At 64.6% G+C, this 25,939-nt stretch carries 27 protein-coding genes; 9 read left to right on the top strand and 18 right to left on the bottom strand.

Annotation, left to right across the window (positions count from 1 at the left end; all coding sequences use genetic code 11):
- The first annotated feature begins 327 nt into the window (after positions 1–327).
- Positions 328–534 (top strand): hypothetical protein, encoded by a 207-nt coding sequence (locus JQ573_RS07505; RefSeq protein WP_212311041.1) that lies wholly within the window; start codon positions 328–330, stop codon positions 532–534.
- A gap of 140 nt (positions 535–674) precedes the next feature.
- Here the strand turns inward: JQ573_RS07505 and JQ573_RS07500 are convergent, their stop codons facing one another.
- From JQ573_RS07500 to JQ573_RS07475, 6 genes are all read right to left on the bottom strand, one after another.
- Positions 675–887, bottom strand: a complete 213-nt coding sequence (locus tag JQ573_RS07500; protein WP_249131250.1) for a hypothetical protein — start codon at positions 885–887, stop codon at positions 675–677.
- 107 nt (positions 888–994) lie between these two features.
- Positions 995–2,065: an NAD-dependent epimerase gene (locus JQ573_RS07495; RefSeq protein WP_212311042.1), complete on the bottom strand. Its 1,071-nt coding sequence runs from the start codon at positions 2,063–2,065 to the stop codon at positions 995–997.
- Between the two features lie 55 nt (positions 2,066–2,120).
- Positions 2,121–2,537, bottom strand: coding sequence for a hypothetical protein (locus JQ573_RS07490; RefSeq protein WP_092125202.1), 417 nt, complete (start codon positions 2,535–2,537; stop codon positions 2,121–2,123).
- A gap of 55 nt (positions 2,538–2,592) precedes the next feature.
- Positions 2,593–2,868, bottom strand: a complete 276-nt coding sequence (locus JQ573_RS07485; RefSeq protein WP_212311043.1) for a hypothetical protein — start codon at positions 2,866–2,868, stop codon at positions 2,593–2,595.
- A gap of 157 nt (positions 2,869–3,025) precedes the next feature.
- A complete protein-coding gene (locus JQ573_RS07480; RefSeq protein WP_212311044.1) occupies positions 3,026–3,223 on the bottom strand; it encodes a hypothetical protein in 198 nt (65 codons plus the stop codon).
- Between the two features lie 165 nt (positions 3,224–3,388).
- Positions 3,389–3,547: a hypothetical protein gene (locus JQ573_RS07475; RefSeq protein WP_171948113.1), complete on the bottom strand. Its 159-nt coding sequence runs from the start codon at positions 3,545–3,547 to the stop codon at positions 3,389–3,391.
- An 877-nt stretch (positions 3,548–4,424) separates the two neighbouring features.
- On the opposite strand from JQ573_RS07475, the gene JQ573_RS07470 reads away from it, so the two are divergent.
- Positions 4,425–5,402 carry a Ku protein gene (locus JQ573_RS07470; protein WP_212311045.1) on the top strand — a complete coding sequence of 326 codons (978 nt, stop codon included), beginning with the start codon at positions 4,425–4,427 and terminating at the stop codon, positions 5,400–5,402.
- 214 nt (positions 5,403–5,616) lie between these two features.
- On the opposite strand, the gene JQ573_RS07465 is transcribed toward JQ573_RS07470, so the two are convergent.
- Positions 5,617–5,841 (bottom strand): Flp family type IVb pilin, encoded by a 225-nt coding sequence (locus JQ573_RS07465; protein WP_409334639.1) that lies wholly within the window; start codon positions 5,839–5,841, stop codon positions 5,617–5,619.
- A gap of 263 nt (positions 5,842–6,104) precedes the next feature.
- Here JQ573_RS07465 and JQ573_RS07460 point away from each other — a divergent pair, with 263 nt between their 5' ends.
- Both JQ573_RS07460 and JQ573_RS07455 read left to right on the top strand, forming a co-directional pair.
- A complete protein-coding gene (locus tag JQ573_RS07460) occupies positions 6,105–7,739 on the top strand; it encodes a thiamine pyrophosphate-requiring protein (protein WP_212311046.1) in 1,635 nt (544 codons plus the stop codon).
- A gap of 82 nt (positions 7,740–7,821) precedes the next feature.
- Positions 7,822–9,036 carry an NAD(P)/FAD-dependent oxidoreductase gene (locus JQ573_RS07455; protein ID WP_212311047.1) on the top strand — a complete coding sequence of 405 codons (1,215 nt, stop codon included), beginning with the start codon at positions 7,822–7,824 and terminating at the stop codon, positions 9,034–9,036.
- Between the two features lie 138 nt (positions 9,037–9,174).
- On the opposite strand, the gene JQ573_RS07450 is transcribed toward JQ573_RS07455, so the two are convergent.
- The 7 genes from JQ573_RS07450 to JQ573_RS07420 form a co-directional block, all read right to left on the bottom strand.
- The gene (locus tag JQ573_RS07450; protein WP_212311048.1) at positions 9,175–10,419 is read right to left on the bottom strand and encodes an ABC transporter substrate-binding protein; all 1,245 of its coding nucleotides are present in this window, start codon (positions 10,417–10,419) and stop codon (positions 9,175–9,177) included.
- Positions 10,420–10,460: 41 nt separating this feature from the next.
- Entirely contained in the window at positions 10,461–11,942 is a 1,482-nt protein-coding gene (locus tag JQ573_RS07445) for an ATP-binding cassette domain-containing protein (protein WP_212311049.1), read from the bottom strand.
- Positions 11,943–12,869 (bottom strand): branched-chain amino acid ABC transporter permease, encoded by a 927-nt coding sequence (locus JQ573_RS07440; RefSeq protein ID WP_207836524.1) that lies wholly within the window; start codon positions 12,867–12,869, stop codon positions 11,943–11,945.
- 1 nt (position 12,870) lies between these two features.
- Complete coding sequence (locus JQ573_RS07435; protein WP_092125194.1) at positions 12,871–13,746, bottom strand: branched-chain amino acid ABC transporter permease; 876 nt, start codon at positions 13,744–13,746, stop codon at positions 12,871–12,873.
- Positions 13,747–13,840: 94 nt separating this feature from the next.
- On the bottom strand, positions 13,841–15,064 hold the full coding sequence (locus JQ573_RS07430; RefSeq protein ID WP_212311666.1) for an ABC transporter substrate-binding protein: 1,224 nt from the start codon (positions 15,062–15,064) through the stop codon (positions 13,841–13,843).
- Between the two features lie 502 nt (positions 15,065–15,566).
- Positions 15,567–17,159 (bottom strand): MDR family MFS transporter, encoded by a 1,593-nt coding sequence (locus tag JQ573_RS07425; RefSeq protein WP_212311050.1) that lies wholly within the window; start codon positions 17,157–17,159, stop codon positions 15,567–15,569.
- Positions 17,160–17,318: 159 nt separating this feature from the next.
- Complete coding sequence (locus JQ573_RS07420) at positions 17,319–17,855, bottom strand: YcgN family cysteine cluster protein (protein WP_212311051.1); 537 nt, start codon at positions 17,853–17,855, stop codon at positions 17,319–17,321.
- Positions 17,856–18,143: 288 nt separating this feature from the next.
- Between JQ573_RS07420 and JQ573_RS07415 the strand changes: the two genes are divergently transcribed.
- Genes JQ573_RS07415 through JQ573_RS07405 form a run of 3 tightly spaced genes read left to right on the top strand, consistent with a single transcriptional unit; the run spans position 18,144 to position 21,617 of the window.
- On the top strand, positions 18,144–20,417 hold the full coding sequence (locus JQ573_RS07415; RefSeq protein ID WP_212311667.1) for a transglycosylase domain-containing protein: 2,274 nt from the start codon (positions 18,144–18,146) through the stop codon (positions 20,415–20,417).
- Between the two features lies 1 nt (position 20,418).
- Entirely contained in the window at positions 20,419–20,997 is a 579-nt protein-coding gene (locus tag JQ573_RS07410) for a DUF1214 domain-containing protein (protein WP_029082050.1), read from the top strand.
- The gene (locus JQ573_RS07405; protein ID WP_212311052.1) at positions 20,994–21,617 is read left to right on the top strand and encodes a DUF1254 domain-containing protein; all 624 of its coding nucleotides are present in this window, start codon (positions 20,994–20,996) and stop codon (positions 21,615–21,617) included. The genes JQ573_RS07410 and JQ573_RS07405 overlap by 4 nt, the downstream gene beginning before the upstream one ends.
- Here the strand turns inward: JQ573_RS07405 and JQ573_RS07400 are convergent.
- The gene (locus tag JQ573_RS07400) at positions 21,614–22,456 is read right to left on the bottom strand and encodes an MBL fold metallo-hydrolase (RefSeq protein WP_212311053.1); all 843 of its coding nucleotides are present in this window, start codon (positions 22,454–22,456) and stop codon (positions 21,614–21,616) included. The two genes, JQ573_RS07405 and JQ573_RS07400, sit on opposite strands and share 4 nt — an antisense overlap.
- A 91-nt stretch (positions 22,457–22,547) precedes the next feature.
- Between JQ573_RS07400 and JQ573_RS07395 the strand changes: the two genes are divergently transcribed.
- Entirely contained in the window at positions 22,548–23,408 is an 861-nt protein-coding gene (locus tag JQ573_RS07395; protein ID WP_212311054.1) for a LysR family transcriptional regulator, read from the top strand.
- Here JQ573_RS07395 and JQ573_RS07390 read toward each other — a convergent pair.
- Together JQ573_RS07390 and JQ573_RS07385 are read right to left on the bottom strand one after the other, a co-directional pair.
- Complete coding sequence (locus tag JQ573_RS07390; RefSeq protein ID WP_212311055.1) at positions 23,405–24,172, bottom strand: hypothetical protein; 768 nt, start codon at positions 24,170–24,172, stop codon at positions 23,405–23,407. The genes JQ573_RS07395 and JQ573_RS07390 overlap by 4 nt on opposite strands.
- Positions 24,173–24,176: 4 nt before the next feature.
- The gene (locus JQ573_RS07385; protein ID WP_212018878.1) at positions 24,177–24,371 is read right to left on the bottom strand and encodes a hypothetical protein; all 195 of its coding nucleotides are present in this window, start codon (positions 24,369–24,371) and stop codon (positions 24,177–24,179) included.
- A gap of 256 nt (positions 24,372–24,627) precedes the next feature.
- On the opposite strand from JQ573_RS07385, the gene JQ573_RS07380 reads away from it, so the two are divergent.
- Positions 24,628–25,590: a DUF2336 domain-containing protein gene (locus JQ573_RS07380; RefSeq protein WP_212311056.1), complete on the top strand. Its 963-nt coding sequence runs from the start codon at positions 24,628–24,630 to the stop codon at positions 25,588–25,590.
- On the opposite strand, the gene JQ573_RS07375 is transcribed toward JQ573_RS07380, so the two are convergent.
- The gene (locus JQ573_RS07375; RefSeq protein ID WP_212311057.1) at positions 25,587–25,931 is read right to left on the bottom strand and encodes a DUF1491 family protein; all 345 of its coding nucleotides are present in this window, start codon (positions 25,929–25,931) and stop codon (positions 25,587–25,589) included. The genes JQ573_RS07380 and JQ573_RS07375 overlap by 4 nt on opposite strands.
- Between the last annotated feature and the right edge of the window lie 8 nt (positions 25,932–25,939).

Genomic DNA, 25,939 nt, shown 5'->3' with positions numbered 1-25,939 from the left:
CGTTCGATCGATGGCCTTATATGTGTCGTCGCGATGGGATGTCAGCGGCAGCGACGCGGCGCGCGGCCAAAGAGCGCAGCCGGCACTGACCGTGAGGCGCGAGCAAGAGCATGAAATCATTTGACGATCGTTGATCGCAGCGATCGGCGTCGAAACCGGCGACACGCTTGCCGGCTATCACAATGTCGCCGCGCCAATGGCTCGGGACGTGATGAGGTGTTCCAGCCTCGAACCAGATATTCCACCAAACACCGCGTGCACACACTAAATCTGCTGCTTTCGATCAATCAGTTTTTTCGCCGCGCATAACAGGTTGAACCGAGCAGCATGGATGCAGCGAACCGACTCCGCGTCGTCTGCATTGATCGCAGAATGTTTCGATCCGTTTCGGATCTCGAGGCCGCGGATCTGAGCATTCTGATCCGCCCTGACGATGCGGCGGAGGGAATCAACGCCACACGTTCGATCATGCAAGATATCCACCTCGACCTGGCCGAATGCGACAATGCTATTCGAATTCGAAATGAGCGGTAATGAGGCATTTCGGCTTCAGCAGAGGCAGCGAATGCCTTCACTTTCTCACAGGCGCTTGCACGATTGCCACGGCGGACAGCAGCGGATTCGACCAACCGCCATAAGCATCGCTAATTCGCAACGCGCATCGCGACCGTGCGCTATTTCGATTTGGGAGGCGTGTGGTCGCCCATCTTGCCGCCATTGGCGACGCATGGGTTGAAATAGTCGCGCTGATCCCTCGCCCCGCCCCTCGCGCTGCCGGAAGCAGAGTTGCCGGGCTCTCGCGGCGGAAACGCCCTCGCGACCAAGGCATCGCAGGCGCGTGCGACCTGGGCGTCGATCGCGTGCGCCGGAACGATTGCACTGGACATGATGATCACGGCTGACGCGAACGCAAAACCACTGACAACTCTCAGTGCCGCACTCCGTTCCACGCCGAGCCAGGTTTTTCTCGAGCCGGAATTCGCTAACGAGCGCGCTACGTCCGATCGACGTTGTGATAAGCCCGGTACCAAACGACAAATTTAGCAATGCCGTCCTCGATCCGCGTCTGCGGCCGAAAGCCGATTTCATGCTCAAGATCGGAGACATCGGCTGAGGTCTCCAGAACATCCCCAGGTTGCATTGGCAACAACTGCTTTTCGGCCTGCCGGCCGAAGCCCTGCTCGAGCAGCGCGACCACATGCATCAGTTCTTCCGGCCTGGAGTTGCCGATATTGTAGACGCGCCACGGCGCCTTGCTCGAACCCGGATCGGGATGCACGCCCGACCAATTGACGTCGCCCTCGGGCGCGCGCCCGATCAGCCGCACCATCGCCTCGACCACGTCATCGACATAGGTGAAGTCGCGCCGCATGTTGCCGTTGTTGAACAACTGGATCGGCTTCCCCTTGGTGATCGCGTCCGCGAACGCATAGAGCGCCATGTCCGGCCGATACCACGTCCCATAGACGGTGAAGAACCGCAGCCCCGTCGTCGGGATGCGATAGAGGTGGCTGTAGGAATGGGCGAGCAACTCATTGGCCTTCTTGGTAGCCGCGTACAAGCTGACCGGATGATCGACGTTGTCGTGGACTGAGAACGGCAGCTTGGTGTTGGCGCCATAGACCGACGATGACGACGCAAACAGCAGGTGGCGGCACGCAGTATGCCGGCAGCCCTCGAGGACGTTGACGAAGCCCTCCAGATTGGAATCCACGTAGGCCTGCGGGTTCTGCAGGGAGTAGCGCACGCCGGCCTGGGCAGCGAGATGCACCACGACCTCGAAGCGATAGCGCTCGAACAGCGCCTTCATCCCGGCGCGGTCGGCGAGGTCGAGTTCCAGGAAGGTGAAGCCACGGTGCTGCTTGAGCAGATCGAGCCGCGCGTGCTTAAGCACCGGATCATAATACTGGTTCAGATTGTCGATGCCGATGACCGGCTGCCCTGCCCGCAGCAAATGCTCCGCCAGATGGAAGCCGATAAAGCCGGCACAGCCCGTGACGAGTAAATTGCCTGCGATCACCACGTTTCGCCTGTGCCTTTCGCCTTGCGCCGGACCAGGCCGCATACGCCGTCAGGTGCGGGCCGCAGATTCTGGCTTCGCGCTGCGGCCGCGGGGCGCGTCAGTTGCTGGCGGCCGGAGGTTTGTAGTCCGGAAAGCGGCTCAGTACCGCGGCCTTCATGAACTTGAAGTGCGCAATCTCGGTCGCCAATTCCTTCAGCCGACGCTGGCCGTTGGAGATCTCGGCGTCAAACAGGTCTTGATGATAGTTGTCAAGCGCCTCGCGTTCCAGATACTCGTCGGTGCCGTTGCCCAGCGTCACCGCCGCGCGGGCCAGAACATCGTCGACACGGCGGCCAAGGCCGGATTGCTCGCTTTCGGCGGCCTGCAACGCGGCCTCGATCGCGGCCATGATCGATCCGATTCGGGCGCGATCGGTCTCGGCATCGCGCTCGGCCGAGCGTGCCTTAAAACCTTCCTCGCTCCGCCGCGACCTGATCAGGTCATGCGCGCGAGCCCGCAGAAACAGCTGAAACATCTATCAGTATCCGGTTCGGGCCCACTCAGGCAGTATCGCTCAAAATCGCCCGGTCTTAGTTAAAAAAGAGTGAATTATCCTGTTGCCCGGCCCTCAGGTCGGCCTTCCACTTGATCCAGGCCTTGTCGTGCTTGTCATAGAGCTCGACCCACCGTCCCTCGACGGCTGATGGCATCAGCTCCGCACCGTGGGCTTGCCCGCCCAGCACCGGCAGGGAGGCGTCCAGTCCTTCGAATTCCGACGTCTCTTCAAGCGTGAGACCGACCAGCACGCGCCGTCCACTGACATCGACGACATACCGCCTTGGCGAATGCCCCCTGAGATCACTCATGCGTGCAAGTTCCCTCACGATGCGCGGGCCAGCGGCAACACCCCGCCGGCACGCGAACCCAGCCCGGCTGCCGCAACGAAGACAAGATGACCGATTGCATGTCGCCCGCCAACCCCAACTCACGCCACTGTCGCGCTACCTCTGCCGGGCTAGCCCGCTAGAACGCGCGGCGCATGTGGCCGAATGCGGTGAGCGGCTGTTCCCGCCTCGCCGATTTGGCGGCTGGCGGCGCCACATACGGCGCATAGATCCGATATTGCGCGCGGCGCTTGCGCGATCGCCACGCGCGCGCGGCGAAACCGGAGAAGAAGCCGGCGACGAACGCCGCCGCAAGGATGAGGACAGGGGAAAGCATCACATTCGTCCATGTTAGATTCGGTGTTATTAACATTCGGAGTTGTGACGACATCATGATTGCGCGCGCCGAAAGAATGTTCAGCCGCTGGAATTTTTTGTGCAATCGAACGGCGCAATAATGACCCGGCGCCCCCACATCGGTTGTTCTCGCGCGCGAGGCGCCTCAGGAGAACCACCACAGCATGAATTTCAGGAACATCGAGCTGAGCAGATAGATCCACCCCGCCATCGCCAGCAGCGTCAATCCAACGAAGGCACCTGAAACGCTTTTCTCCTTGAGGCGCGCCAACAGCGAGTTTTTTTCTTCTTGCGGATAGAACATCTCAAGCTCAAGACGCATCTGATTCAAATCAGCTAGCAGCCAATTTCGATGATCTCATGACGCGTCACGGCAGCAATTCGCTTCGCATGTCACAGATCTCGGTTGCAAAATCTCGTGAAGGCGCGGGCCATCGAAGACGATTCCTGGCTCACGTCCTGGCTGACAAAGTCTTGGCTGACAAAGTCTTGGCTCAAGAAAATTCCGCGTGACGTGGTCAGTGATCGGCTCCCGCGACCTCAGCAGTCCGCGCGCCGGAATTTTCAGTTGCGTGATGTTGCGATCTGCGCCGCGGATGCGCGTCGCGCGTCAAACCGACCGTCGAGCCAGAGAATGGGCGGCGACTGCCCTGCGACCGCACGCGCGACGGCCGTGGCGAGACGCATGCGTGATCGACCGCACACCCCGCAAGCGCATGGTGGCCGCTCTGCGTGTATCTCAGTTTAACAATCAAGACCTCGCATGCGAGAGGCCGCGATCGCAGCGTCACCCGGGAAAGGCGAACCAGACAATTCCGGGGATCAAGACTGCGAGCCCAGTGGAGGCCGTGAGCAGCGCGGGAACCGAAGATCCGGGCTCGGCCTGGCGCGCCTCGGTCGGGGTTTCGATGATCTGACCGTGTCGTTCCGCTGCCGTGGCGACCTCTTTGGTTAAGTGCCTGAAATTCCGGCGATTGCCGCCCCCTTCTGAAGGCCAACGCGTGGTGTTCCGGGCCGCTTGACGGCTGGCCAACGGACAACGCAGCCGCCGCGTCAAACGGGCGGAGGCTCGAGGCCACGGTTAACGCCGTTGCCAGATTCACCGGGCCGCGTTGTTTCAAACCGGGGTTCCCGGTGTTATCCTTGACCGTTCCGTCGGTTGCGTAATCGGAGTTTTCCCTATGGCCCCCCGCGCCAACTGGAAGGGCTTTTTGCGCCTTTCGCTCGTGACTTGCCCGGTTGCCTTGTACCCGGCGACGTCGGATACCGAGAAGGTCTCCTTCAACCAGATCAACCGCAAGACCGGCCACCGGATCAAATACGCCAAGGTCGACGCGGAGACCGGCGAGGAAGTCTCCACCGACGACATCATGAAGGGCTACAAGGTCGACACGGACACCTATATCGAGGTCACCAAGGAAGAGCTCGACGACATCGCGCTGGATTCGACCCGCACCATCGAGATCGATGAATTCGTGCCGCGCAGCGAGATCGACAGCCGCTATCTGATCCGCCCCTATTATCTCGTTCCCGACGGCAAGGTCGGCCACGACGCCTTCGCGGTGATCCGCGAGACCATCCGCAGCATGGACAAGGTCGCGATCGGCCGCGTCGTGCTGACCAACCGCGAGCACATCATCGCGCTCGAGCCGCTCGACAACGGGCTGATGGGCACGCTGTTGCGCTACCCCTATGAGGTGCGCAGCGAGAAGGAATATTTCGACGACATCCAGGATGTGAAGATCACCAAGGATATGCTCGATCTCGCCAAGCACATCGTCGAGCAGAAGTCCGGCGAGTTCGATCCGGAGGATTTCGAGGATCGCTACGAGCAGGCGCTGATCGACCTGATCAACCAGAAGCGCAACGGCATCAAGATCGCCAAGCCCGCGGCGAAGGCCGGCGGCAATGTCATCAACCTGATGGACGCGCTGAAGAAGAGCCTCGCCAACGAGAAGCAGGCCGCTCCGGCCAAGGCCGAGGCCAAGGCGGCGAAAGGCAAAAAGCCGAAGAAGCGCATCGAGGGCCAGCGCGAGATGCTGCTGCCGATCTCGGGCAGCGGCAAGCGCGAGCCCAAGGAGGCGGTCAAGCCCGAGCCGAAGAAGGCCGAGAAGCCCGCGCGTGCGCAAGGCACCGCGGCGCGGAAGAAGGCGGGCTGAGGTCGCGGCGCTGCAGCAGGCGGCCGGCTACATCATCAAGCTATCGGAGCACACCCAGCAGCAGGCGCGCTGGTAGGTTCCGGATGCGCATCTGATCAACGCGGCAGAACGAGGTGCGGGTGGCTGACGTTCGCGCGCATCGCGATGCTGCGCGCGCTGAATGGAAACGGTGGAGGCGACTGAATCAGAAAGCGTGAAGCGTGTCTGGTGGCGCCTACTTGAATGCCGAACTGACGGCAGTGAATTGGCCGCTCACAGTGGTACCGATGCCTCTGACGCCGGCGACGATCACGATGCTGATGCCGCCGGCAATGATGGCGTATTCGATCGCCGTAGCCCCGACGTCATCGCGCAGAAATCTTGCAAGCAACGCGCGCATGAAAAGCTCCTGTCCGATGCCCGCGGCTTTTTCTCCCGCGCCGTAGTAATATTCCAGCAAAACTAGGCCACATTGGTTGACGGCGCATTGATGGACAGGATGAACGATCGCTTAAGGGTTGCAGAGAAACTCGCTGCTAGTTCTGCCTGTAGCGTGACCTCGCCCCGCGAGGCGGCAAGCCACGATTGGGCGTAAACGCATATCAGGACTACCTGATCCGGCCCCGGCGGCGCTTTACCCTCGCGGCGGAATCCTGTTCCTTTATCGGACAGGACGATAACGAGGCCGGAACGAACCGGCCGCATTCAAAGGGAGTGACCGTCATGAAGCTCGGCACCGCGATCGCGGAAATCATGAAGCGCGAGGGGATCGAGATCCTCACAGGCTACCCGGTCAACCATTTGATCGAATACGCCGCCAGTGCCGACATCCGCCCCGTGATGGTGCGCCAGGAGCGCATCGGCGTGCACATGGCGGACGCGATCTCCCGCGTCACCTCGGGCGAGAAGATCGGCGCGTTCTGCATGCAACACGGACCGGGCGCCGAGAACGCGATGGGTGGTGTCGCGCAGTGCTACGGCGAATCCGTACCCGTCCTGGTACTGCCGATGGGTTATGCGCGCCGGCTTGCCAACATCGATCCGAACTTCAATTCCAGTCAGGCGATGAAGGCGTTCTCGAAATCCTCGGAGCCGATCAACATCGCCGCTGAGGTCTGCAACATCTTCCGCCGCGCCTTCACCAAGTTGAAGAACGGCCGCGGCGGGCCTGTGATCGTCGAGATCCCCGCCGACATGTGGAACGAGGAGGTGCCGGAGCCCCTGAACTACACGCCGGTGCTGCGCACCCGCTACGGCGCCGATCCCGTTCATGTGAAGGAAGCCGCAACCCTGCTCGTCAACGCCAAGCGTCCGGTGATCTATGCCGGCCAGGGCGTGCACTACGCAAAGGCCTGGCCGCAGCTGAAGCGCCTCGCCGAGCGGCTCGCGATCCCCGTCACCACGAGCCTCGGCGGCAAGTCGTCATTCCCGGAGACGCATCCGCTGTCGCTCGGCTCCGGCGGCCTTGCCGTGCCGCGCGCGGTGCCGAAATTCCTCGCTGAGGCCGACGTGATCTTCGGCATCGGCTGCTCCTTCACCGAAACATCGTTCGGCATCGCGATGCCGAAGGGCAAGACCATCATCCATTCGACGCTCGATCCGAACCACATCAACAAGGATGTCGAGGCCAGGATCGGCCTCGTCGGCGACGCCGGCCTGGTGCTCGACGCGCTGCTGGAGGAGATCGGCAAGACCGTGACCGCGGACCGCAACGCCAGCGCGGTCGCCGAGGAGATCGCCGCCTCCCACAAGGAATGGCTCGCCAAATGGATGCCGAAGCTCACGCATAACGATGCGCCGCTCAATCCCTACCGTGTGCTGTGGGATCTGCAGCACACGGTCGACATCCATAACACGATCATCACCCACGACGCCGGCAGCCCGCGCGACCAGCTGTCGCCGTTCTGGAAATCGGTCGAGCCGCTGTCCTATATCGGCTGGGGCAAGACCACGCAGCTCGGCTACGGGCTTGGTCTCGCGATGGGCGCCAAGCTGGCAAAACCGGACAAGCTCTGCATCAATGTCTGGGGCGACGCCGCGATCGGCTTCACGGGGATGGATTTCGAGACCGCGGTGCGCGAGCGGATTCCGATCATGTCGATCCTGCTCAACAATTTCTCGATGGCGATCGAATTGAAGGTGATGCCGATCTCGACTGAGAAATATCGCTCGACCGACATCTCCGGCGATTACGCCGCGATGGCGCGGGCCTTCGGCGGCTATGGCGAGCGGGTGACCAAGCCCGAAGACATCATCCCCGCGATCAAGCGCGGCATCCAGAAGACCAGGGAAGGCGTGCCGGTGCTGCTGGAATTCATCACCAGCAAGGAGACCGAGGTGTCGCGGCCGGGGACGTGAGGGCACCTCACATGCCCTCACCCACTTGATTTGACCTCGCTTGCGCAGGCAAGCTCCCTCCGACCCGAGATCGGAGGGAGAGATGGCGCGCATCCTGGTGCTGGGTGCCGGCTTTGCCGGTCTCTGGGCGGCGCTCGGTGCTGCCCGCAAGCGCGACGAGATCGGCGCGCGGGCGGCGGACACCGAGATTCTCGTCGTCGATCGCAACGCCTATCACAACATCCGGGTGCGCAATTACGAGGTCGATTTCGGCGATATCGCGCTGCCGCTGCAAGACCTGCTCGATCCGGTCGGCGTCAGGCATAGCGTGGCCGACATCACGGCGATCGATCCGGCGAAGCGCGAGGTCGTCGTCAAGACAGGCTCCGGCGCGGACACGCTGACTTACGACCGGCTGGTGCTGACGACCGGCAGCGAGCTGGTCCGCCCCGCCATATCGGGCCTAGCCGCACACGGCTTCGATGTCGACACCTTCGAAGCAGCCACGCGCCTCAACGCGCATCTTGCCGCGCTCGGCAAGCAGCCGCCCTCGCCGGCCCGCGCGACGGTGGCGGTGGTCGGCGCCGGCTTCACCGGGATCGAGGTTGCGGCCGAGATGCCGGCCAAGCTCGCGCATGCCGGCATCAGCGGCGATCACCGCATCATCCTGATCGATCCCAATCCGGTGGTCGGCGCGACGTTCGGCGCGCATGGCCGCCCCGTCATCAACGAGGCGCTGGCCGCGCTCGGCATCGAGACGCGGCTGAACGTCGGGGTCAGCGCCGTCGGCACCGACAGCATCACGCTTGATAGCGGCGAGATCATTCCGGCCGCAACCGTGGTGTGGTGCGGCGGCATGCATGCGAGCCCGCTTGCCGCAACGCTTCCGGTAAAGCGCGACACGCTCGGCCGCCTCCCGGTCGATCATTGCATGCGCGTCGAGGGCCTCGATGGCGTATTCGCCGCAGGCGACGTTGCCGCCTGCCTGATCGACGGCGAGCATTCGACCGTGATGTCGTGCCAGTTCGCACGGCCGATGGGCCGGTTTGCCGGGCACAATGTGGTCGCGGATCTGTTCGGTGAGCCCCTGCTGCCGCTCACTATCGATTGGTATGTGACGGTGCTCGATCTCGGCGCCTGGGGCGCGCTCTACACCACCGGCTGGGACCGCGAGGTGCACACCACAGGCGCCGCCGCCAAGCTCACTAAGCAGACCATCAACCAGCAGCGCATCTATCCGCCGCGCAACGGCGATCGTGCCGCCCTGCTTGCGGCCGCCGCGCCGACGATCCAGACGGCACCGCCGACGCGGAAGTAGTTCGGGGCTCACTCTCTCAAATCGTCATGGCCGGGCTTGTCCCGGCCATCCACGTCTTTCTTCCCGACAGCACCAGAGGCGTGGATGCCCGGGACAAGCCCGGGCATGACGAGTGTGTGGATCACTGTCGCGCCGCAATTACTGCGACAGCTTTACAAAGTCCGGAAACTTCAGCTTCCCTTCCGCGATCGCCTTCGGCCAGACCGTGATCTGCTTGCCGCCTTGCCACTGGAACACGAGGCCGGTGACGGCACCCGGGCCGGACTTGATGCCGTGGGTGAACTCGTCGTTCTTGCCGTAGAACTGGATCTTGCCGATCGTGCCATCGAAGTCGGTCTTCTCAAGCTCGGTGACCATCCTGTCCGGATCGGTCGAGCCGGCGCGCTGGATCGCTTCCGCAATGATGTAGACCTCGTCATAGGCGGTGTAGCCGGTATAGGCCGGCGGCGTGCCGAACTTGGCCTTGAAGGCGGCCGCGAACGGTTTTGTCTTCGGCGTCACCGCGACGTCGGGCGTCGCCACCGCGAGGGAGGGCACGCCTTCGGCCGCGCCGTTGGTGTCGCCCCAGAACGTCGGGCTCAGCGCCTGCGCGCTGATGCCGAACATCGGGATCGGCACCTGCTGGTTCTTCCACTGCACCGTCGGCTGCACGCCGACATGGGAGATGCCGGTGACGATCACGTCGGGCTTGGCGGCCTCCATCTTGTTGAAGATCGGCGTGAAGTCGGTGGTGTCGGGCGAGAAGCGGATGTGCTCGACGACCTTCAGGCCGGCCTTGGGCAGGCAGGCCTCGTAGCCGATGTCGAGCGGCTTGGTCCACGCCGCGTCCTCGCTCATGATCGCCACCGACTTGAACTTGAGCTGGTCGACCAGCAGCTCCTTGGCCGCGTCGCAGACGAGCTGCGCCTGCGCGGCCGAGGTCAGGTAACCGTGGAAAGTGTACTTGTTCTTCTCATAGTCGTTGTGAACCGCCTTGGTGATCTCGTTCGAGGCGGCGCCGGGCGTGATCAGCGGCATCTTCAGCCGCGAGGCCCACGGCTCCAGCGCCAGCACGACCTCGCTGATGTAGCTCGCGATCACGGCCGAAACCTTGTCCTCGCTCACCGCGCGCTGGAACGCGCGCACCGAATCCGCCGACGAGCTCTTGTTGTCGTAGGTGACGATCTCGATCTTACGGCCCATCACGCCGCCCTTGGCGTTGATCTCGTCGGCGGCGATCTGCGCGCCGCCCGGGGTTGCCGCGCCCGCGATCGACTGCACCTCGGCGATGATTCCGATCTTGATCGGGTCCTTGGACTGCGCATAGGCCGGCGCCGCGAGGCACAGCGCCAGCGCCGAGGCCAACAGGCTCACGCGGGTGGCGGTTGAATATGCTGGCATCATGATCTCCCTTGCTTGTCTTGTTATTCTTCAAACTTTGAGCGTCAGAGAAAGTCCCTGCCGGCCTCCGCTGCGAACCGGCCCGGATCGCCTTCCCAGACGATCCGCGCGTGCTCCAGCACATAGACGCGGTCGGCATGGGGCAGCGCGAAGGTCACGTTCTGTTCGCCGAGCAGCACCGTGATCTTGGTGGTCTGGCGCAATTTCTCGAGCGCCTTCGACAGCAATTCGAGGATGACAGGCGCAAGCCCCAGCGTCGGCTCGTCCAGGATCAGGATCTGCGGCTGCATCATCAGCGCGCGGCCGATCGCCAGCATCTGCTGCTCGCCGCCGGACAGCGTCTGCGCCATCTGGCCCTGACGCTCCTTCAGGATCGGGAACAGCTCGAACAGCCACGCGAGCTGCTTCGCCCTCGCCGCGTCGTCCAGATGCTGGCCGCCGAGATCGAGATTTTCCCGCACCGTCATCTCGCCGAACAATTCGCGCGATTCCGGGCATTGCACGAGGCCCGAGCGTGCAATTTTCGCGGGCCCGGTGCCGCGCAGCTTCTCGCCGCCGCGCAGGATCTCGCCGGTGTAGGGCAGGAAGCCCGAGATGGTGTTGAACAGCGTGGTCTTGCCGGCGCCGTTGAGGCCGACGATCGAGACGAACTCGCCTTCATGGACGTGGATCGAGACGTTCTCCAGCGCCTGCGCCTTGCCGTAATGCACGCTGACATTCTCGACCTGCAGCAGCGGCACCTTGTCCTTGAACGAGGTCTCGGGCCGCGCATGGGTCTCGATCGCGCCGCCGAGATAGACTCGCCGCACGGTCTCGTTCTTCATCACGTCCTCGGCGCGGCCGGTCGTGATCTCCTCGCCGAGATACATCGCGAGCACGCGGTCGACCAGCGCCGCGACGCTCTTGACGTTGTGATCGACCAGCATCACCGCGCGTCCCTCGTCGCGGAAGCTGCGGATCAGCTGCGAGAACACGCCGACCTCGGTGCTGGTCAGCCCGGCAAACGGCTCGTCGACCAGCACCACTTTTGGATCACGCGCGATTGCTTTCGCCAGCTCCAGCCGCCGCAGGTCGGCGAACGGCAATGTTGGCGGGCGGCGATCCATCACCGCCCCCAGGCCGACACGGTCGGCGATCCACTTGGCGCGCTCGGTCAGCGCCTTGTCGGGAAACAGCATGAACAGGCTGTCGGGCAACAGCGCGACCATGATGTTCTCGAGCACGGTCTGCCGGTTCAGCGGCCGCGAGTGCTGGAACACCATGCCAAACCCCTTGCGCGCGATCTTGTGCGCCGGCAGCCCGGCCACGTTCTCGCCGTCGAACAGCACCTCGCCCGCGGTCGGGCGCTCGATGCCCATCACGCTCTTCATCGCGGTCGACTTGCCCGAGCCGTTCGGCCCGATCAGGCCGAGGATCTCGCCGGGGCGCAGCTCGAAGCTCAGATTCTTCACCGCGGTCAGGCCGCCGAACCGCTTGGTCAGGCCGCGAACTGCAAGTGTCGGAGTAGTGGTCACAGTCTGATCCATTTAGGAGCGCGCCTCGCGTGACAGGGCTGCTCCGAGGAAACCGCCGGGGAAGAACAGCACGACGAGCAATGCCACCGCCGAGACGATGAAGGTTGCCAGTTCGCCGGTCGGACGCAGGAATTCGCCGGCCACGATCAGGAAGATTGCACCGAGCGCCGCGCCCAGCACCGTGCGCCGGCCGCCGAGCACGGCGGAGACGATGACGTTCACGCCGACCGCGACGTCGACCACGGTGCCGACCGAGGCGGTGCCGAAGTAGAACACCAGCAGCGCCCCGGACAATCCGGAGAAGAACGCGCTGACGATGAAAGCCGCGAGCTTGTGCTTGACGATGTTGAAGCCGAGCGCGCCGGCCTGCACCGGGTCCTGCCCGCTCGCCTGCAGCACGAGTCCAACCGGCGATTGCGACAGTCCGTACAGGATCGCGGCGCTCACGGTCATGAAGCCGAGCGCGATCCAGTAATTGGCGCCGGCATTGATGGTGATGACATCGGGGATGGTGAGACCGATCTCGCCGCCGGTCAGGTCAGCAAACACCACGATGAAATTCTGCAGCATCAGCACCGCGACCAGCGTCGTGAGGCCGAAATACGGTCCCCTCACCCGCAGCGCCGGCAGCGCCAGCACGAAGCCCGCAACCACCGACGCCAGCGCGCCGAGCAGGATGCAGACATAGACCGACCAGCCGAACTGGTTGTTGAGGATGCCGGCCGTGTAGGCGCCGGTGCCGATCAGGAAGGTCGGCCCGAAATTGACCTCGCCGGCGAACCCGAACAAGAGGTCCCAGGCCATCGCGAACACGCCGAAATAGAACGCGACGGTGAGCAGGCCGAGGATGTAGCCCGAGACATAGAGCGGCAGCGTCGCGGCAACCACCACGCAGACCAGCGAAATGAAGAACAGGCGCGAGGTAAAGAAGTTGGCCATCTCAGCGCCTCCCGAGCAGGCCTTGAGGCCGGATATACATCACGAACACCAAAAGCAGCAGCGCCGGAATGGTGCGGTAGGCCGGCGAGATCATGTAGGCCGTGATGGTCTCGAGATAGCCGACGACGAAGGCCGCGATCAGCGAACCGGAGACGCTGCCGAGGCCGCCGAGCACCACGATCGAGAACGCGCTCGCGGTCAGCGGCCCGACGCTGTAGGAGCTGACGCCGAGGAACATGCCGAGCAGCACGCCGGCGATGCCGGCCAGAATGCCGTAGATGCCCCACACCACGATATAGATCTGGGTGAGCTCGAGCCCGAGCAAGGTGACGCCGCGCGGGTTCATCGAGGCCGCCAGCACCGCCTTGCCGGTCCGCGTGCGGTTCACCAAGAGCCACAGCAGGCCGATCACGAGACAGCACACCAGCGCGGTGAAGATATTATTGCGCGGCGTGCGGTTGCCGAAGATGTCGACGACGCCCTCGACGATCGGCAGCACCGTCTTGGCATTGTTGGTGAAGAAATAGGCGATCAGCTCCTGGATCATGATGCCCCACAGCAGGGTGCCGGTGAGGACGAAGATCTCCTTCTCCTCGTTGGGGATCCGCCTGGAATTCTGGATCGGCTTCACGACCGCGAAATAGGTCGCGAACGCCATGATCAGCGCCACGCCGACACCGAACAACGCGCCGGAGTAGATGTCGAGGTGCAGCACGCTCGCCGCGGCCCAGGCCGCGACCGCTGCGGCCACCATGATGGCACCGTGGGAGAGGTTGAGAACGCCGGAGACACCGAAGATCAGGGTGAAGCCGGTGGCACCGAGTGCATAGAGCGCACTGATGGCAAAGCCATCGATCAGGATTTGTAGGGCAAGCATCTCAAATCGGCCGCGGCAGCAAAGCTGCCTGTTGTGGAGGACGCGGAACTGAATACGGATGCTCCCGGGACCGGCCCGGGAGCATGATCATCAGTTAGTTCGTGGTGAGCTTGATGAAGCTCGGGAACTTGAGATCGCTCTTGGCGACCTCCTTCGGCCAGACCGCCACCTGCTTGCCGCCCTGCCACTGCAGCATCAGTCCGGTGATCAGGCCCTTGCCGTACTTGATCGAATGGGTGAACGGATCGTCCTTGCCGTAGAACTGGACGCGTCCGATGGTGCCTTCCCAATCGGTCTTCTCCAGCGCATCGACCATCTTGTCGGCCTCGACCGAGCCGGCGCGCTTCACCGCATCCGCGATGTAGTAGACCTCGTCATAGGCGGTGTAGCCCGCATAGGACGGATAGTTGCCGTAACGCTTCTTGAAATCCTCCGCGAACGGCACCGACTTCGGCGTCACCGCGACGTTCGGGCCCGACACGCCCTGATACAGCACGCCTTCCGCCGCGTCGTTGGTGTCCTTGCCGAAGGTCTCGTTGGTCGCCTGCGAGGAGATGCCGAACATCGGGATCGGCACCTGCTGGTTCTTCCACTGAACCGTCGGCTGCACGCCGACATGCGAGATGCCGGTGATGATCACGTCGGGCTTGGCGGCCTCGACCTTGTTGAAGATCGGCGTGAAGTCGGTGGTGTCGGGCGAGAAGCGGATATGGTCGACGACCTTGAGCCCGATCTTCGGCAGGCATTCCTCGTAGCCGACGTCGAGCGGCTTGGTCCAGGCCGCATCCTCGCTCATGATGACCGCGGTCTTCATGTGCTTCTGATCGACCAGCAGCTCCTTGGCGGCGTCGCAGACCGACAGCGCCAGCGCCGCCGAGGTCAGATAGCCGTGGAAGGTGTACTTGTTCTTCTCGTAATCGGCGTGGACGCTCTTGCTGATCTCGTTCGAGGCGGCGCCGGGCGTGACGAACGGGGTCTTCAGGCGCGAAGCCCAGGGCTCGAGCGCCAGCACCACTTCGCTGATGTAGCTCGAGATGACGACGTTGACCTTGTCTTCGTTGACCGCGCGCTGGAATGCGCGCACCGAGTCCGCCGAGGACGAGTGATTGTCGTACGAGACGATTTCGATCTTGCGGCCGTCGATGCCGCCCTTGGCGTTGATCTCGTCGGCGGCGAGCTGCGCCGCCTGCGGGATCGACGCCCCGGCAATCGCCTGCGCTTCGGCGATGACGCCGATCTTGAGGGTGTCGGCCGCCAGCGCTCCGCCGGGGCTGGCTACCAAAAGGCCCAACACGGCCGCTCCGGCAAGTCGCCGCATCGCATGAACAGGCAGTCGCGATGTTCTTTTCACCCTGTTTCTCTCCTCTTTTTGTTCGGCTGCTTCGAGCTCTTGGGCCGGACTATAGCTGCGACAAAACGCGCAGCAAGTGAAACTGCGCGCAGATCGCCATGCGTGGACGACAACTAAAGTAGTGGGTCGGCGTTTTGCGGCTGAATAAATATGAGGCAGCGCGGGAATAAAGCGCGGGGTGCCGGTCTCTCAATTCGTCATTCCGGGGCGAGCGAAGCGAGAGCCCGGAATCCATTCCACCACTTGTTTTGCTTGATCCGACACATTCAGCGTCGTCCTGGCGAAAGCCAGGACCCATTACCCCAAATGAGAATTGTCGCGCGATGCTGGGGCCACGATCCCATCCATCACCGAGTGCGGTGGTTATGGGTCCTGGCTTTCGCCAGGACGACGGCGGGAATTTGGCGTCGTCACGGAAACGTCCCCGCGTTCGTTCGGGGGACGACTGCGATTTACGAGGCTGACCGCCCTACTCCGCCATCTCGACCGGCTGCGCGGCCGGACCGGCGAGCGGGCGCTCTTCCATCGTGATCATGCAGATGGACGCGGTGGTCAGCAGCACGGCGGCGGCGCCGAACACGTAGCGGAACGCGGTGATCATGTCGGCCATCGGGATCGCGCCGACGGTGCCGGCAGAGGCGGCATGATGCTCGCCGGCGAGCGAGATGTCGGTCCCCAGTGTCATCAGCAGGATCGTGGTGAAGGCGGCGACCGTGAAGGAGGCCATCATCGCGCGGAAGAAGTTCATCGCGCCGGTCACGGTGCCGACCTGCGGACGCGCCACCGCGTTCTGCAGCGACACCACGCTGATCGGGAATGTGGTGCCGAGCCCGAGCGCGAACACGCTCATCAACAGCAGCAATCCCCACAGCGGCAGCGTCGTCACGGCCATCCCGACGGCGCAGATCGCAGCGACCGAGGTGCCGACGATCGCGACCCGCTTGTAGTGCTTGGCCTTCGCCATGGTCCGGCCGGCGATCGCTGCGCCAAAGGTCGAGATCGCCGCGAGCGGGATCAGCGCAAGGCCGGCCTCGCTGGCGGTGAGGTGATAGACCACCTCGTAATAGAGCGGCAGGTGCACGGTGAGCCCGACCATGGCGCCGAGCGCGCAGCCGCCGGCACCCATCGCGAACGGCACCACCGAGCCGCCGAGCAGCGACAGCGGCAGGAACGGCTCGTCGGCGCGGCGCGCGTGCCAGACGAAGGCGCCGGCGAGCGCGATCGAGCCGCCGATCATCGCGGTAATGGTCGGCGACAGCCACGAGAGCCGGGTGCCGCCCCAGGTCAGCACCAGCATCAGCACGACGGCCGAGGCCATCAGCAGCACGCCGCCGAGCCAGTCGACCTTGCGCTTGCGGTGGAACACCGGGATCTTGCCCATCTTCGGCAGCAGCAGCGCCAGCGCCGCCGCCGAGAGCGGCAGGTTGATCCAGAAGATCATCGACCAGTGCAGATGCTCGGCGAACACGCCGCCGACCACTGGGCCGAGAATGCCGCCGGCCATCCAGACGCTGGAGAAATAGGCCTGGTAGCGGCCACGTTCGCGCGGGGTGACCACGTCGGAGATCACGGTCTGGACCACGGGCATGATGCCGCCGCCGCCGAGCCCCTGCAGGCCGCGGGCAATGATCAGCATGGTCATGCTGGGCGCGACCGCGCACAGCACCGAGCCGACCACGAACAGGCTGAGCGAGGTGATGATCATGACGCGGCGGCCGTAGATATCGCTCAGCGTCCCGAACACCGGCGCCACCGCCGTGGAGGCGAGCAAATAGGCCGTGATCACCCAGGACAGGTTGGTGACGTCGTGAAACTGGCGCCCGATCGTCGGCAGCGCGGTCGCGACGATGGTCTGGTCAAGCGCGGCCAGGAACATCGTCAGCATCAGGCTGATCACGATGGTGCGGACTTCGTCCGGATTGAGCGGTGCCGGCGGCGCCAGCGGCGGCGCATCGCTGAGTTCGATCACCTCGCTCGGGAGGCGGGACAGCTCTTCGGCAATGTCGTCGGGCAATGTCTCTTGGTCGGCAGGAATCCGGCTCTGCCGTTCATACTTGTTCATTTGGGGCGTAATGCTGCTGCGCGGGCGCGTGCCGCGATGGAATCATTCTCTGATCCGCAATTTATGCAGCAATTCGCTGCTGAGGCAGGCACCCAAGCGCATGGGTGCATCCCGCCGCGACCTTCTCGCGATCACGTGATCGCGGACGCTGTGGCGACGTCACCCTTTGGTCGTCTTGTCGAGCACCTTGGGCCGCTTCTTCAATTGCGCCCGTTTCGGCAGCAGCGCCGGCCAGCGCACGATGTGATCCTCGAGATCGGCGTCGTTGACGTCGAGTTCGGTACCCTCCACCCGCCCGCGCACCGAGACCCCGGCTTCATGCACGGTGTTGGGATCACCGGAGATCAGCGGATGCCACCAGTAGAGGTCACGCCCCTCGGCCACGAGCCGGTAGCCGCAGCTCGGCGGCAGCCAGTTCAGCGTCCGGACGTTCTCGGGCGTCAGGCGGACGCAATCCGGAACCTGGTCGGAGCGGTTCGGGTAGTCCTTGCAGGTGCACAGGCCGGAATCGAGCAGCTTGCAGGAGATATGGGTGAAATAGATCTTGCCGGTGTCCTCGTCCTCGAGCTTCTCCAGGCAGCAACGTGCGCAGCCGTCACACAGGCTTTCCCATTCGGCGTTGGACATCTCTTCCAACGTCTTGGTTTTCCAGAAGAATCCCTCCTGGTCCGACGAACGCTTGGGCGGTGCGGTCATGATATCCCTGACATGGCGGTAAAGCTCTTCTTGGGACGCCGGCGCTCCCTCCGCAAGGGGGGTGATATTGCGGGGTCGAAAAAGCCGGTGGGCAGCGTTAGGGCTTTCATTAAATTCACGAGCTGCGCCATTGGTTTATGGCAGCCGCTCGGATAGAACAACGAACGAGTCCCCAACGACGCAAAAGCGCCTTGGGATTGCCGCAACATCGAAGCAAGACGCTGGCCTGTGCCCGTTTCGGGCGCCCGCAGCGCTGTCGAACTGATCAAGGGTCCGGTCCTTCAGATCATGCCGTCGCATTGGAAACAGAAGGTCCGGAATTTCTTCCTGGACCTCGATGCGCGTATCGACTCGACGCTGTTCTCGTCGGGCAAGGGCCTGCGCGAACTCTACGAGCGCTATTCCACCTTCATGGACCGCTTTTATGTCGGCCGCTGGAAGCGCTGGGTGTTCATCGAGCCGCTGTCGGAGGCCGCGACGATCGGGCTCGGCGGCATGATCCTGATGCTGACGCTCGCGATCCCCGCCTTCCGCGAGACCGCCGACGAGGACTGGCTGAAGAAGTCCGACCTCGCGGTGACCTTCCTCGACCGCTACGGCAACCCGATCGGCAGCCGCGGCATCAAGCATAATGACTCGATCCCGCTGGAAGACTTTCCGGACAATCTGATCAAGGCGACGCTCGCGACCGAAGACCGCCGCTTCTATGACCATTTCGGCATCGACGTTCCGGGCCTCGCCCGTGCGCTCGTCACCAACGCGCAGGCCGGCGGCGTCCGCCAGGGCGGTTCGTCGATCACCCAGCAGCTCGCCAAGAACCTGTTCCTGAACAACGAGCGCACCATCGAGCGCAAGGTGAAGGAAGCCTTCCTTGCGATCTGGCTGGAGACGCGGCTCACCAAGAACGAGATCCTGAAGCTCTATCTCGACCGCGCCTATATGGGCGGCGGCACCTTCGGCGTCGACGGCGCGGCGCACTTCTACTTCAACAAGTCGGTGCGCGACGTGAACCTCGCCGAAGCCGCGATGCTCGCCGGCCTGTTCAAGGCGCCGACCAAATATGCCCCGCACATCAACCTGCCCGCGGCACGCGCCCGCGCCAACGTCGTGCTCGACAACCTCGTCGATGCAGGCTTCATGACCGAGGGCCAAGTGTTCGGCGCCCGCCGCAATCCAGCGGTCGCGGTCGACCGGCGTGACGAGAACTCGCCGAACTACTATCTCGACTACGCCTTCGACGAGATGCGCAAGCTGGTCGACACCTTCCCGAAATCCTACACCGAGCGCGTCTTCGTGGTCCGCACCGCGATCGACATGAACGTGCAGAAGGCGGCCGAGGAAGCGATCGAGAACCAGCTCCGCCAGTTCGGGCGCGACTATCACGCGACCCAGGCCGCGACCGTGGTGTCCGATCTCGACGGCGGCATCCGCGCCATGGTCGGCGGCCGCGACTACGGTGCGAGCCAGTTCAACCGCGCCACCGACGCCTACCGGCAGCCGGGCTCGTCGTTCAAGCCCTACGTCTACACCACGGCGCTGCTCAACGGCTTCACGCCGAACTCGAAGATCGTCGACGGCCCGGTCTGCATCGGCAACTGGTGCCCGCAGAACTATGGCCATTCCTATTCGGGTCAGGTCACGCTGACGCAGGCGATCACCCGCTCGATTAACGTGGTGCCGGTCAAGCTCTCGATCGCTCTGGGCGGCAAGGAAGGCCCGAAGGCCGGCCGCGCCAAGATCGTCGAGGTCGCGCGCCGCTTCGGCCTCAAGGCGCCGCTGCCCGACACGCCGTCGCTGCCGATCGGCTCCGACGAAGTCACGGTGATCGAGCACGCGGTGGCCTACGCGACCTTCCCGAACCGCGGCAAGGCGGTGACGCCGCATTCGGTACTCGAGGTGCGCACCGGCGCCGGTGACCTGGTGTGGCGCTGGGACCGCGACGGCCCGAAGCCGCGGCAAGCCATTCCGCCGAACATCGCCGCCGACATGGCCGGCATGATGAGCCACGTGGTCAGCGAAGGCACCGCGCGCCGCGCCGCGCTCGACGGCATTCCGACCGCGGGCAAGACCGGCACCACCAACGCCTATCGCGACGCCTGGTTCGTCGGCTACACCGGCAACTTCACCTGCGCGGTCTGGTACGGCAATGACGATTATTCGCCGACCAACCGCATGACCGGCGGCTCGCTGCCGGCGCAGACCTGGCACGACATCATGGTCGCCGCGCATCAGGGCGTGGAAGTCAAAGAACTCGTCGGCGTCGGCATGGGCCAGAAGCTGCCGCCGCAGCCGGCGCAGGCCAATGCCCAGGCCAACGCGGCGCCGCGCGTGCTGGAGACCAAGCCGGGTCCGCCGCCGGTCTTGACCAAGCGTGGCGCTGATATCCTGGTGCGGGTCGAGAAGCTGCTCGACGAAGCCGCCAAGACGACCAACAAGACCACGCTGAACGAGCCCTCGAAGACCGGCAAGCCGGAGTCCTCGAGCGCGCTGGCGTTCCCCGAAAACTACGTTGCCGCGGCCGGACCGGACGGCACGACAGCACCTGCGCCACGCAAGAACTGACGTGCGGCTCCTCCTCACCACCTTGCTGGCACTCGTCATCGCCACGGCCGTCGGCCTCGGCCTGACCTACGCGACGGCGACGCGCGGCACCGATCTCGGCACGCTGAAGATCGGCGCCTGGACGGCGCGGCCGAAGAACGGCACCTCCGACGTCGACCCCTATTCGCGCGCCACGATCGCGCGCAGCGGCGAGCTGCCGATCGGCACCGGCGACGGCATCGCGTTCTCGGCAACATCAGACGACAAGAACAAGCCGCTCGACGGCCGCTGCGATATCGTGGTCAGCGGCGTGACGCCGGCGGCGCGGTTCTGGACGCTGACGCTGTTCGACCGCAAGGGCCACCTCGTCGCCAATTCGCTGCAGCGCTACGGCTTCACCAGCCAGGAGATCATGCGCGCCTCCGACGGCACGTTCGAGATCCACATCGCCTCGCGCTCGCGCGCCGGCAACTGGCTGCCGACCGGCGGCATCGAGCGTTACGCGCTGATGCTGCGCCTCTACGACACGCCGGTCGGGGTCGCGACCCGCACCCAGCGCGACGCGCCGATGCCCTCGATCGCAACGACGGGCTGCCCATGATCCGCGTGCTGTTCACGATCCTCGCAGGCGTGCTGCTCGGCGGCGTGGTGCATCTCGTCAGCGTGCTGGCGCTGCCGCGGATCGCCTCGCAGGACGCCTATTCGCGGCTGACGCCGATGACCAAGCTCAACGAGGTGACGCAGCTGCCGCTGGCCGACCCGAGCAACTCGCCGATGCCGCTGATGGATCCGGCCTTCGCGGTGGCGATCTGCCGCTACGATCTCTCCACCGGGCCACTCAAGCTCACCGTGCCGGTCAGCCAGGCCTATACGTCGGTGTCGTTCTACACCCGCAACGAGGTCGCCTATTACGCGATCAACGACCGTTCCGCCGGCAAGAAGGTGATCGAGCTCGACCTGATGACGGAAGCGCAGCACAACGAGCTGCCGGAGGATGAGGAAGTCACGGCGGCCGACCGGCTGATCATCGACTCGCCGACCTCGACCGGCCTGATCCTGCTGAAAGCGCTGGCGCCGGAACCCGGCCTGATGCCGCAGGCGCAGGCCTCGCTCGCGGCCTCGTCCTGCAAGCTGCAGGCCGAGCCGGTCGCGGCCAAGCAGGAAGCGCCGCCGCCGCTGCCCGCTCCCGCCCCGCCGCCCGCGGCGCGCAACAAGCGCTAGCTCGCAGCCAGCGCGTGCCCGCCGCAGCGGCAGGTCTCGTAATCGACGGGATCGTGGCTGTTGACGATCGTAACATCAGAGCCATGCGCCGCCTTCAATTGGCGCAGCCGCTCCTGGTTCTGAATGCGCGTCGCGCGATCCATGTCCGCCCGGCGCTGGAACATGCCGAGCACCAGCGGGATCCGCGGCCTGGCATCGAGCTGCGCGTGGTGGAAATAAGCATCGCCGGCGTGCAGCAGCCATTTGTCCTTGTCGCGTACCGCGATGCCGCAATGGCCGAGCGTGTGGCCCGGCAGCGGGATCATCAGAATGTCCGGCTCGCGGTCGCCGAGCGCGCGCACGCCCTTGAAGCCGAACCAGTCCTCGCCGCCGGCGCCGTAGAACGCCCAATCCGGCCCGTGTTTCCATTGCGCCGTGATGTAGCGGCCTTCGGGCGGCGCGACCTGATGCGTCACCGCCATATCGTACTCCTTGCGATGAACGTGCACCTTGGCCTTCGCAAAGTCCGGCACGCCGCCGGCATGGTCGCGATCGAGATGCGTCAGCAACAGATGCCGCACATCGTCGGGCGAGAAGCCGAGCGCCTTGACCTGCTGCACCGCCGTCTCGGCCGGATCGAGCCGCGGCGTGGTCTGCCGGACCCATTTACGCCCGAGCCGCGGCGGGTCGCCGATGTCGTCGAGCCCGATGCCGGTATCGACCAGCACGAGGCCGTCGTTGCTTTCGACGAGCAGGCAGTGACAGACCATCCGCGCCCGCTGGAAGATGCTGCCGCTGCCGTTCACGAGCCGCTTGCCGATCGGGCACATGGTGCCGGTGTTGAGATGGTGGATGCGCATGACCAGTCCTCCGCTGAGTTCAGCACAGGCTTGCCACCCGCCTCATCATAGGTAAAATATTGTCTATCTATCTGTACGATAGGACAGATCTATGGATATCCGCGAACTCCGCTATTTCGCCGCGGTCTACCGCGAGCGCAACCTGACCGCCGCGGCGAAGCGCTGCTTCATCTCGCAGCCGTCGATCTCGGCGGCGATCACCCATCTCGAGGCCGAGCTCGGCACCACACTGTTCATCCGGCACAAGAAGGGCATGGCGCCGACGGAGTCCGCCGCGCAGTTTCACGGCGTCGCCCGCAGGATCATCGACGAGGCGGACGCGGCGCGGAATCTGTTTCGCAAGCCCGCGACAAGGCAGCCGCTGACGCTCGGCCTGTTGCGCACGCTCGATCAGGCGCGGACGATCGCGCTGCTGAAGCCGCTGACGGCGAATGCCGATCTCGCGCTTCGGCTGGTCGGCGCCAATGAGAAGGCCGATGCGCGGATCGTCGCCAAGACCATGATCGGCGCCGGCGAGCACTTCATCCCGCTCTGGAGCGAGCGCTACGTCGCGGCATTGCCGCCGTCGCATCCCCTGACCCTGAAGGAGACGCTGCGGACCACCGACTTCGCGGGCGTTCCGATGATCGATCGCTGCCATTGCGAGCAGCAGGAATTCTTCAAGCGCACGTCGCCGCCGCGCAAGCCGGTGGCGATCGCTGAATCGGAGGAATGGGCGATGGCGCTGGTCGCGGCCGGGGTTGGCGTTGCGATCGTCCCCGAAGGCGTGGCGCGCGGCAATCCGGATGTCGCGGTGCGCCCGATCGATGTCGACGTGACGCGCCAGGTCGGCCTCGCCTACCCCTCGGCCCACCCGCCCTCCGATGCGCTGAAGGAGTTCATTGCGAGCCTGCCGCGACAGGCGAGCAGTCGCCGCGTCAGATCCACAACAAGGAAGATGAAACGGGCCTAGCCCTTCGACACCACGGCCTGGCCCGTGACCGGTCCTGAGACGAACGGCGCGTTGGCGGTGAGCCGGGCCAGTTCGTTGATCTGGCGTTCGGCGTCGGCGGCCATGCCGTCGGGCGCCTGGATCACCAGCCGCTCCAGCGCCCAGCGATAGGACGAGATCCGCCGCTCCAGGCTTTGCTGGACCCATTGCACGATCAGCGTATTCTCTTCCATCCGCGCGACCGCGTCTGCCTTCTCGCGCGGCGACAGGTCGGCGATCATCTTGAGGCTGGCATTCCGCTTGCGATCGAGCTCGATCACCTGGATCGCGGTGGCGAAGAACGGCTCGAAGCGCGTGATGTCGTCGCGGACCTGGTCGATCAGCAGCGAGTAGCGCGAGGCGAACGAGCGATGTGGCTCGTCGATCAGATTGCGGCCATACGCCGTGCGATCGAACACGACCTTCTGCCGCCACGGCGAAGGCAGCGGCTGGTAGTCGCCGTACACGCTCTTCCACGCCGGTCGCGACAGCGGCGGCTCGATGAATTGATAGGCGAGATCGCGCAGCTGACGTTCGTGTTCGGTGAGCTGGAATTGCGAGGCGTTCTTGCCGACGCTGCCGGTCGCTTCGGCACCCATCCAGCGATGCATGTCGTCGTTGCGGAAGTCCGCGCGGGTGCGGCCGAAATCGCCGCCGCTGCAGCCCACGAGCGCCGAGCCCGCGAGCAGCAGGATCAGCGCTGGGAGTGACCGCCGAGCGGCGGTCCGCTGCGCAAGTTCCGGCATTGGATCAGGAGCGGCGTCGGCGACGACGGCCCTGCGCAGTGCCCTGCTCCGGTCCGCGACCTCCGCCGGTCTCCTCCGTCGTTCGCTCGATCCGGACGACGGGAAGGATCAGCACGGTCCCCATGCCTTCGCCGGCAGCACCGACGACGCTCGGCCGCCGTGCAGCCGCATCCGCCGGAAACTCAACGATGGTGCCCATGTTCCGTTCTCTCTGGCCCCGCACGGACATGATTTGCCCCGCGCTCGCCGAGTTAAGAACGCGCATGGTTAACGACATCTTAAGCTGCCGATACGGACGGTTACGGATGTGGCGCTGTGCCTTAATGGACACGCGCAGATTCGAGCGTTCGCCTTCACGGCTTGTTTTCCTTAACTGCGTCTTAAAACAGCCTGCGTAGGCTCGCTGCCACAAGGTTTTCAAACCGAGTCTTATTGGCAAGTCGCGTACGCCCGAGATGAGCGCAGCTCCGCTATTTCCTGGTTTCGATGGGCTGATGACGCTCTCCCGCCGCGAGGGAGTCGACATCCGCCCCACTTTGCTGCGCGTCCTGACCGACCTGTATGTGCAGGCGAGCGCGCACTCCGCCGACGAAGAGCGCCAGTTCGTCGAGCTGACGTCGCGCCTGATCGACGAGGTCGACGACGCGACCCGCGCCGCCGTCCGCGCGCGGCTTGCGATCTATCCGGCAACGCCCGCCCGGATCATGGACAAGCTCGGACTGCGCCGCGCCGGTCCGGAGCAGCCGATGCCGGCCGCCGCGCCAATTCCCGCGCCCGCGCTGCCCGCCAAGATCCCGACCGAGGCAGAGCTGCGGATGGCCGCGAGCCTTGCGATGCGGCCGAACGATGCCGCCGAAATCTCCGACATGTTCTTTGCGGCCAGCGCGAAGGAACGCGCGCAGATCCTGCACAATCTGCAGGAGACGCCGCTGAAGGCCGCGGCGCGGATTCCCGCCGCCCGCGCCGCGCGCGCGATCCATATCCTGGAGATGGCAGCGTTTGCCGAGGACCTCGACAACTTCACGCTCGAACTCGGCGAGGCACTGATCCTGCCGTCGCGGATCGCGGCGGAGGTCGTCAATGATCCCGGCGGCGAGCCGCTCGCCTGCGCGATGCGGGCGCTTGACGTCTCGAGCGCCGCGTTCCAGCGGATCCTGATGTTCCTCAATCCGGAAGCCGGCTCATCGGTCAACTACGTCTATCGGTTGTCGCGGCTTTACGATCGCCTGAGCGAGCGCTCCGCGCTGGTAATGCTGGCGGCGTGGCGCGGCTCGACCATGGCGGTGGCGCGCGCCAAGTACCGCTCGTCGCTCTATGATGACGAGCGCCATCGCGTCCGCACGACGTCGTCGCAGACACGACCCGTCGTGCAGCCCGGCAGCGCGCCCGGCATTCGCAACCAGAAATCTGGAAGCTAGGCCTTCGCCAGATCGAGAAAGTGCCGCCCGGCGCGATCTTCGGTCTCGACGATCCAGGCGTCGGGATCGAAGCGGATCTCCTTGATCAATCGCTCCTCGACCGAAGGCTCGGACACCGGCTGCTGCGCCGTCGGCACGAACAGCCGCTCGGCCGGACGGCTGTCGTCATAAAACGTCTGCGGCGCCGGCGCATACAGCATCGCGTTGCCGTCCATCAGCGCCACCTTGACGAACACGGCGCCGGCCTCTTCGGCGCCCTTCTTGCGGATCGCGCCGAACACGCCTTCGGTTTGGCAGCGGCGCAGATACGCCGCGACCCATATGCTGGTTTTCAATCGCATGCGCCGAC

The organism is Bradyrhizobium sp. AUGA SZCCT0105, from assembly GCF_018129565.1.
In the GTDB taxonomy this organism is placed as follows: Bacteria; Pseudomonadota; Alphaproteobacteria; order Rhizobiales; family Xanthobacteraceae; genus Bradyrhizobium.
The sequence above is the reverse complement of the archived record's forward strand: the minus strand, read 5'-3'. Positions and strand labels throughout refer to the sequence as shown.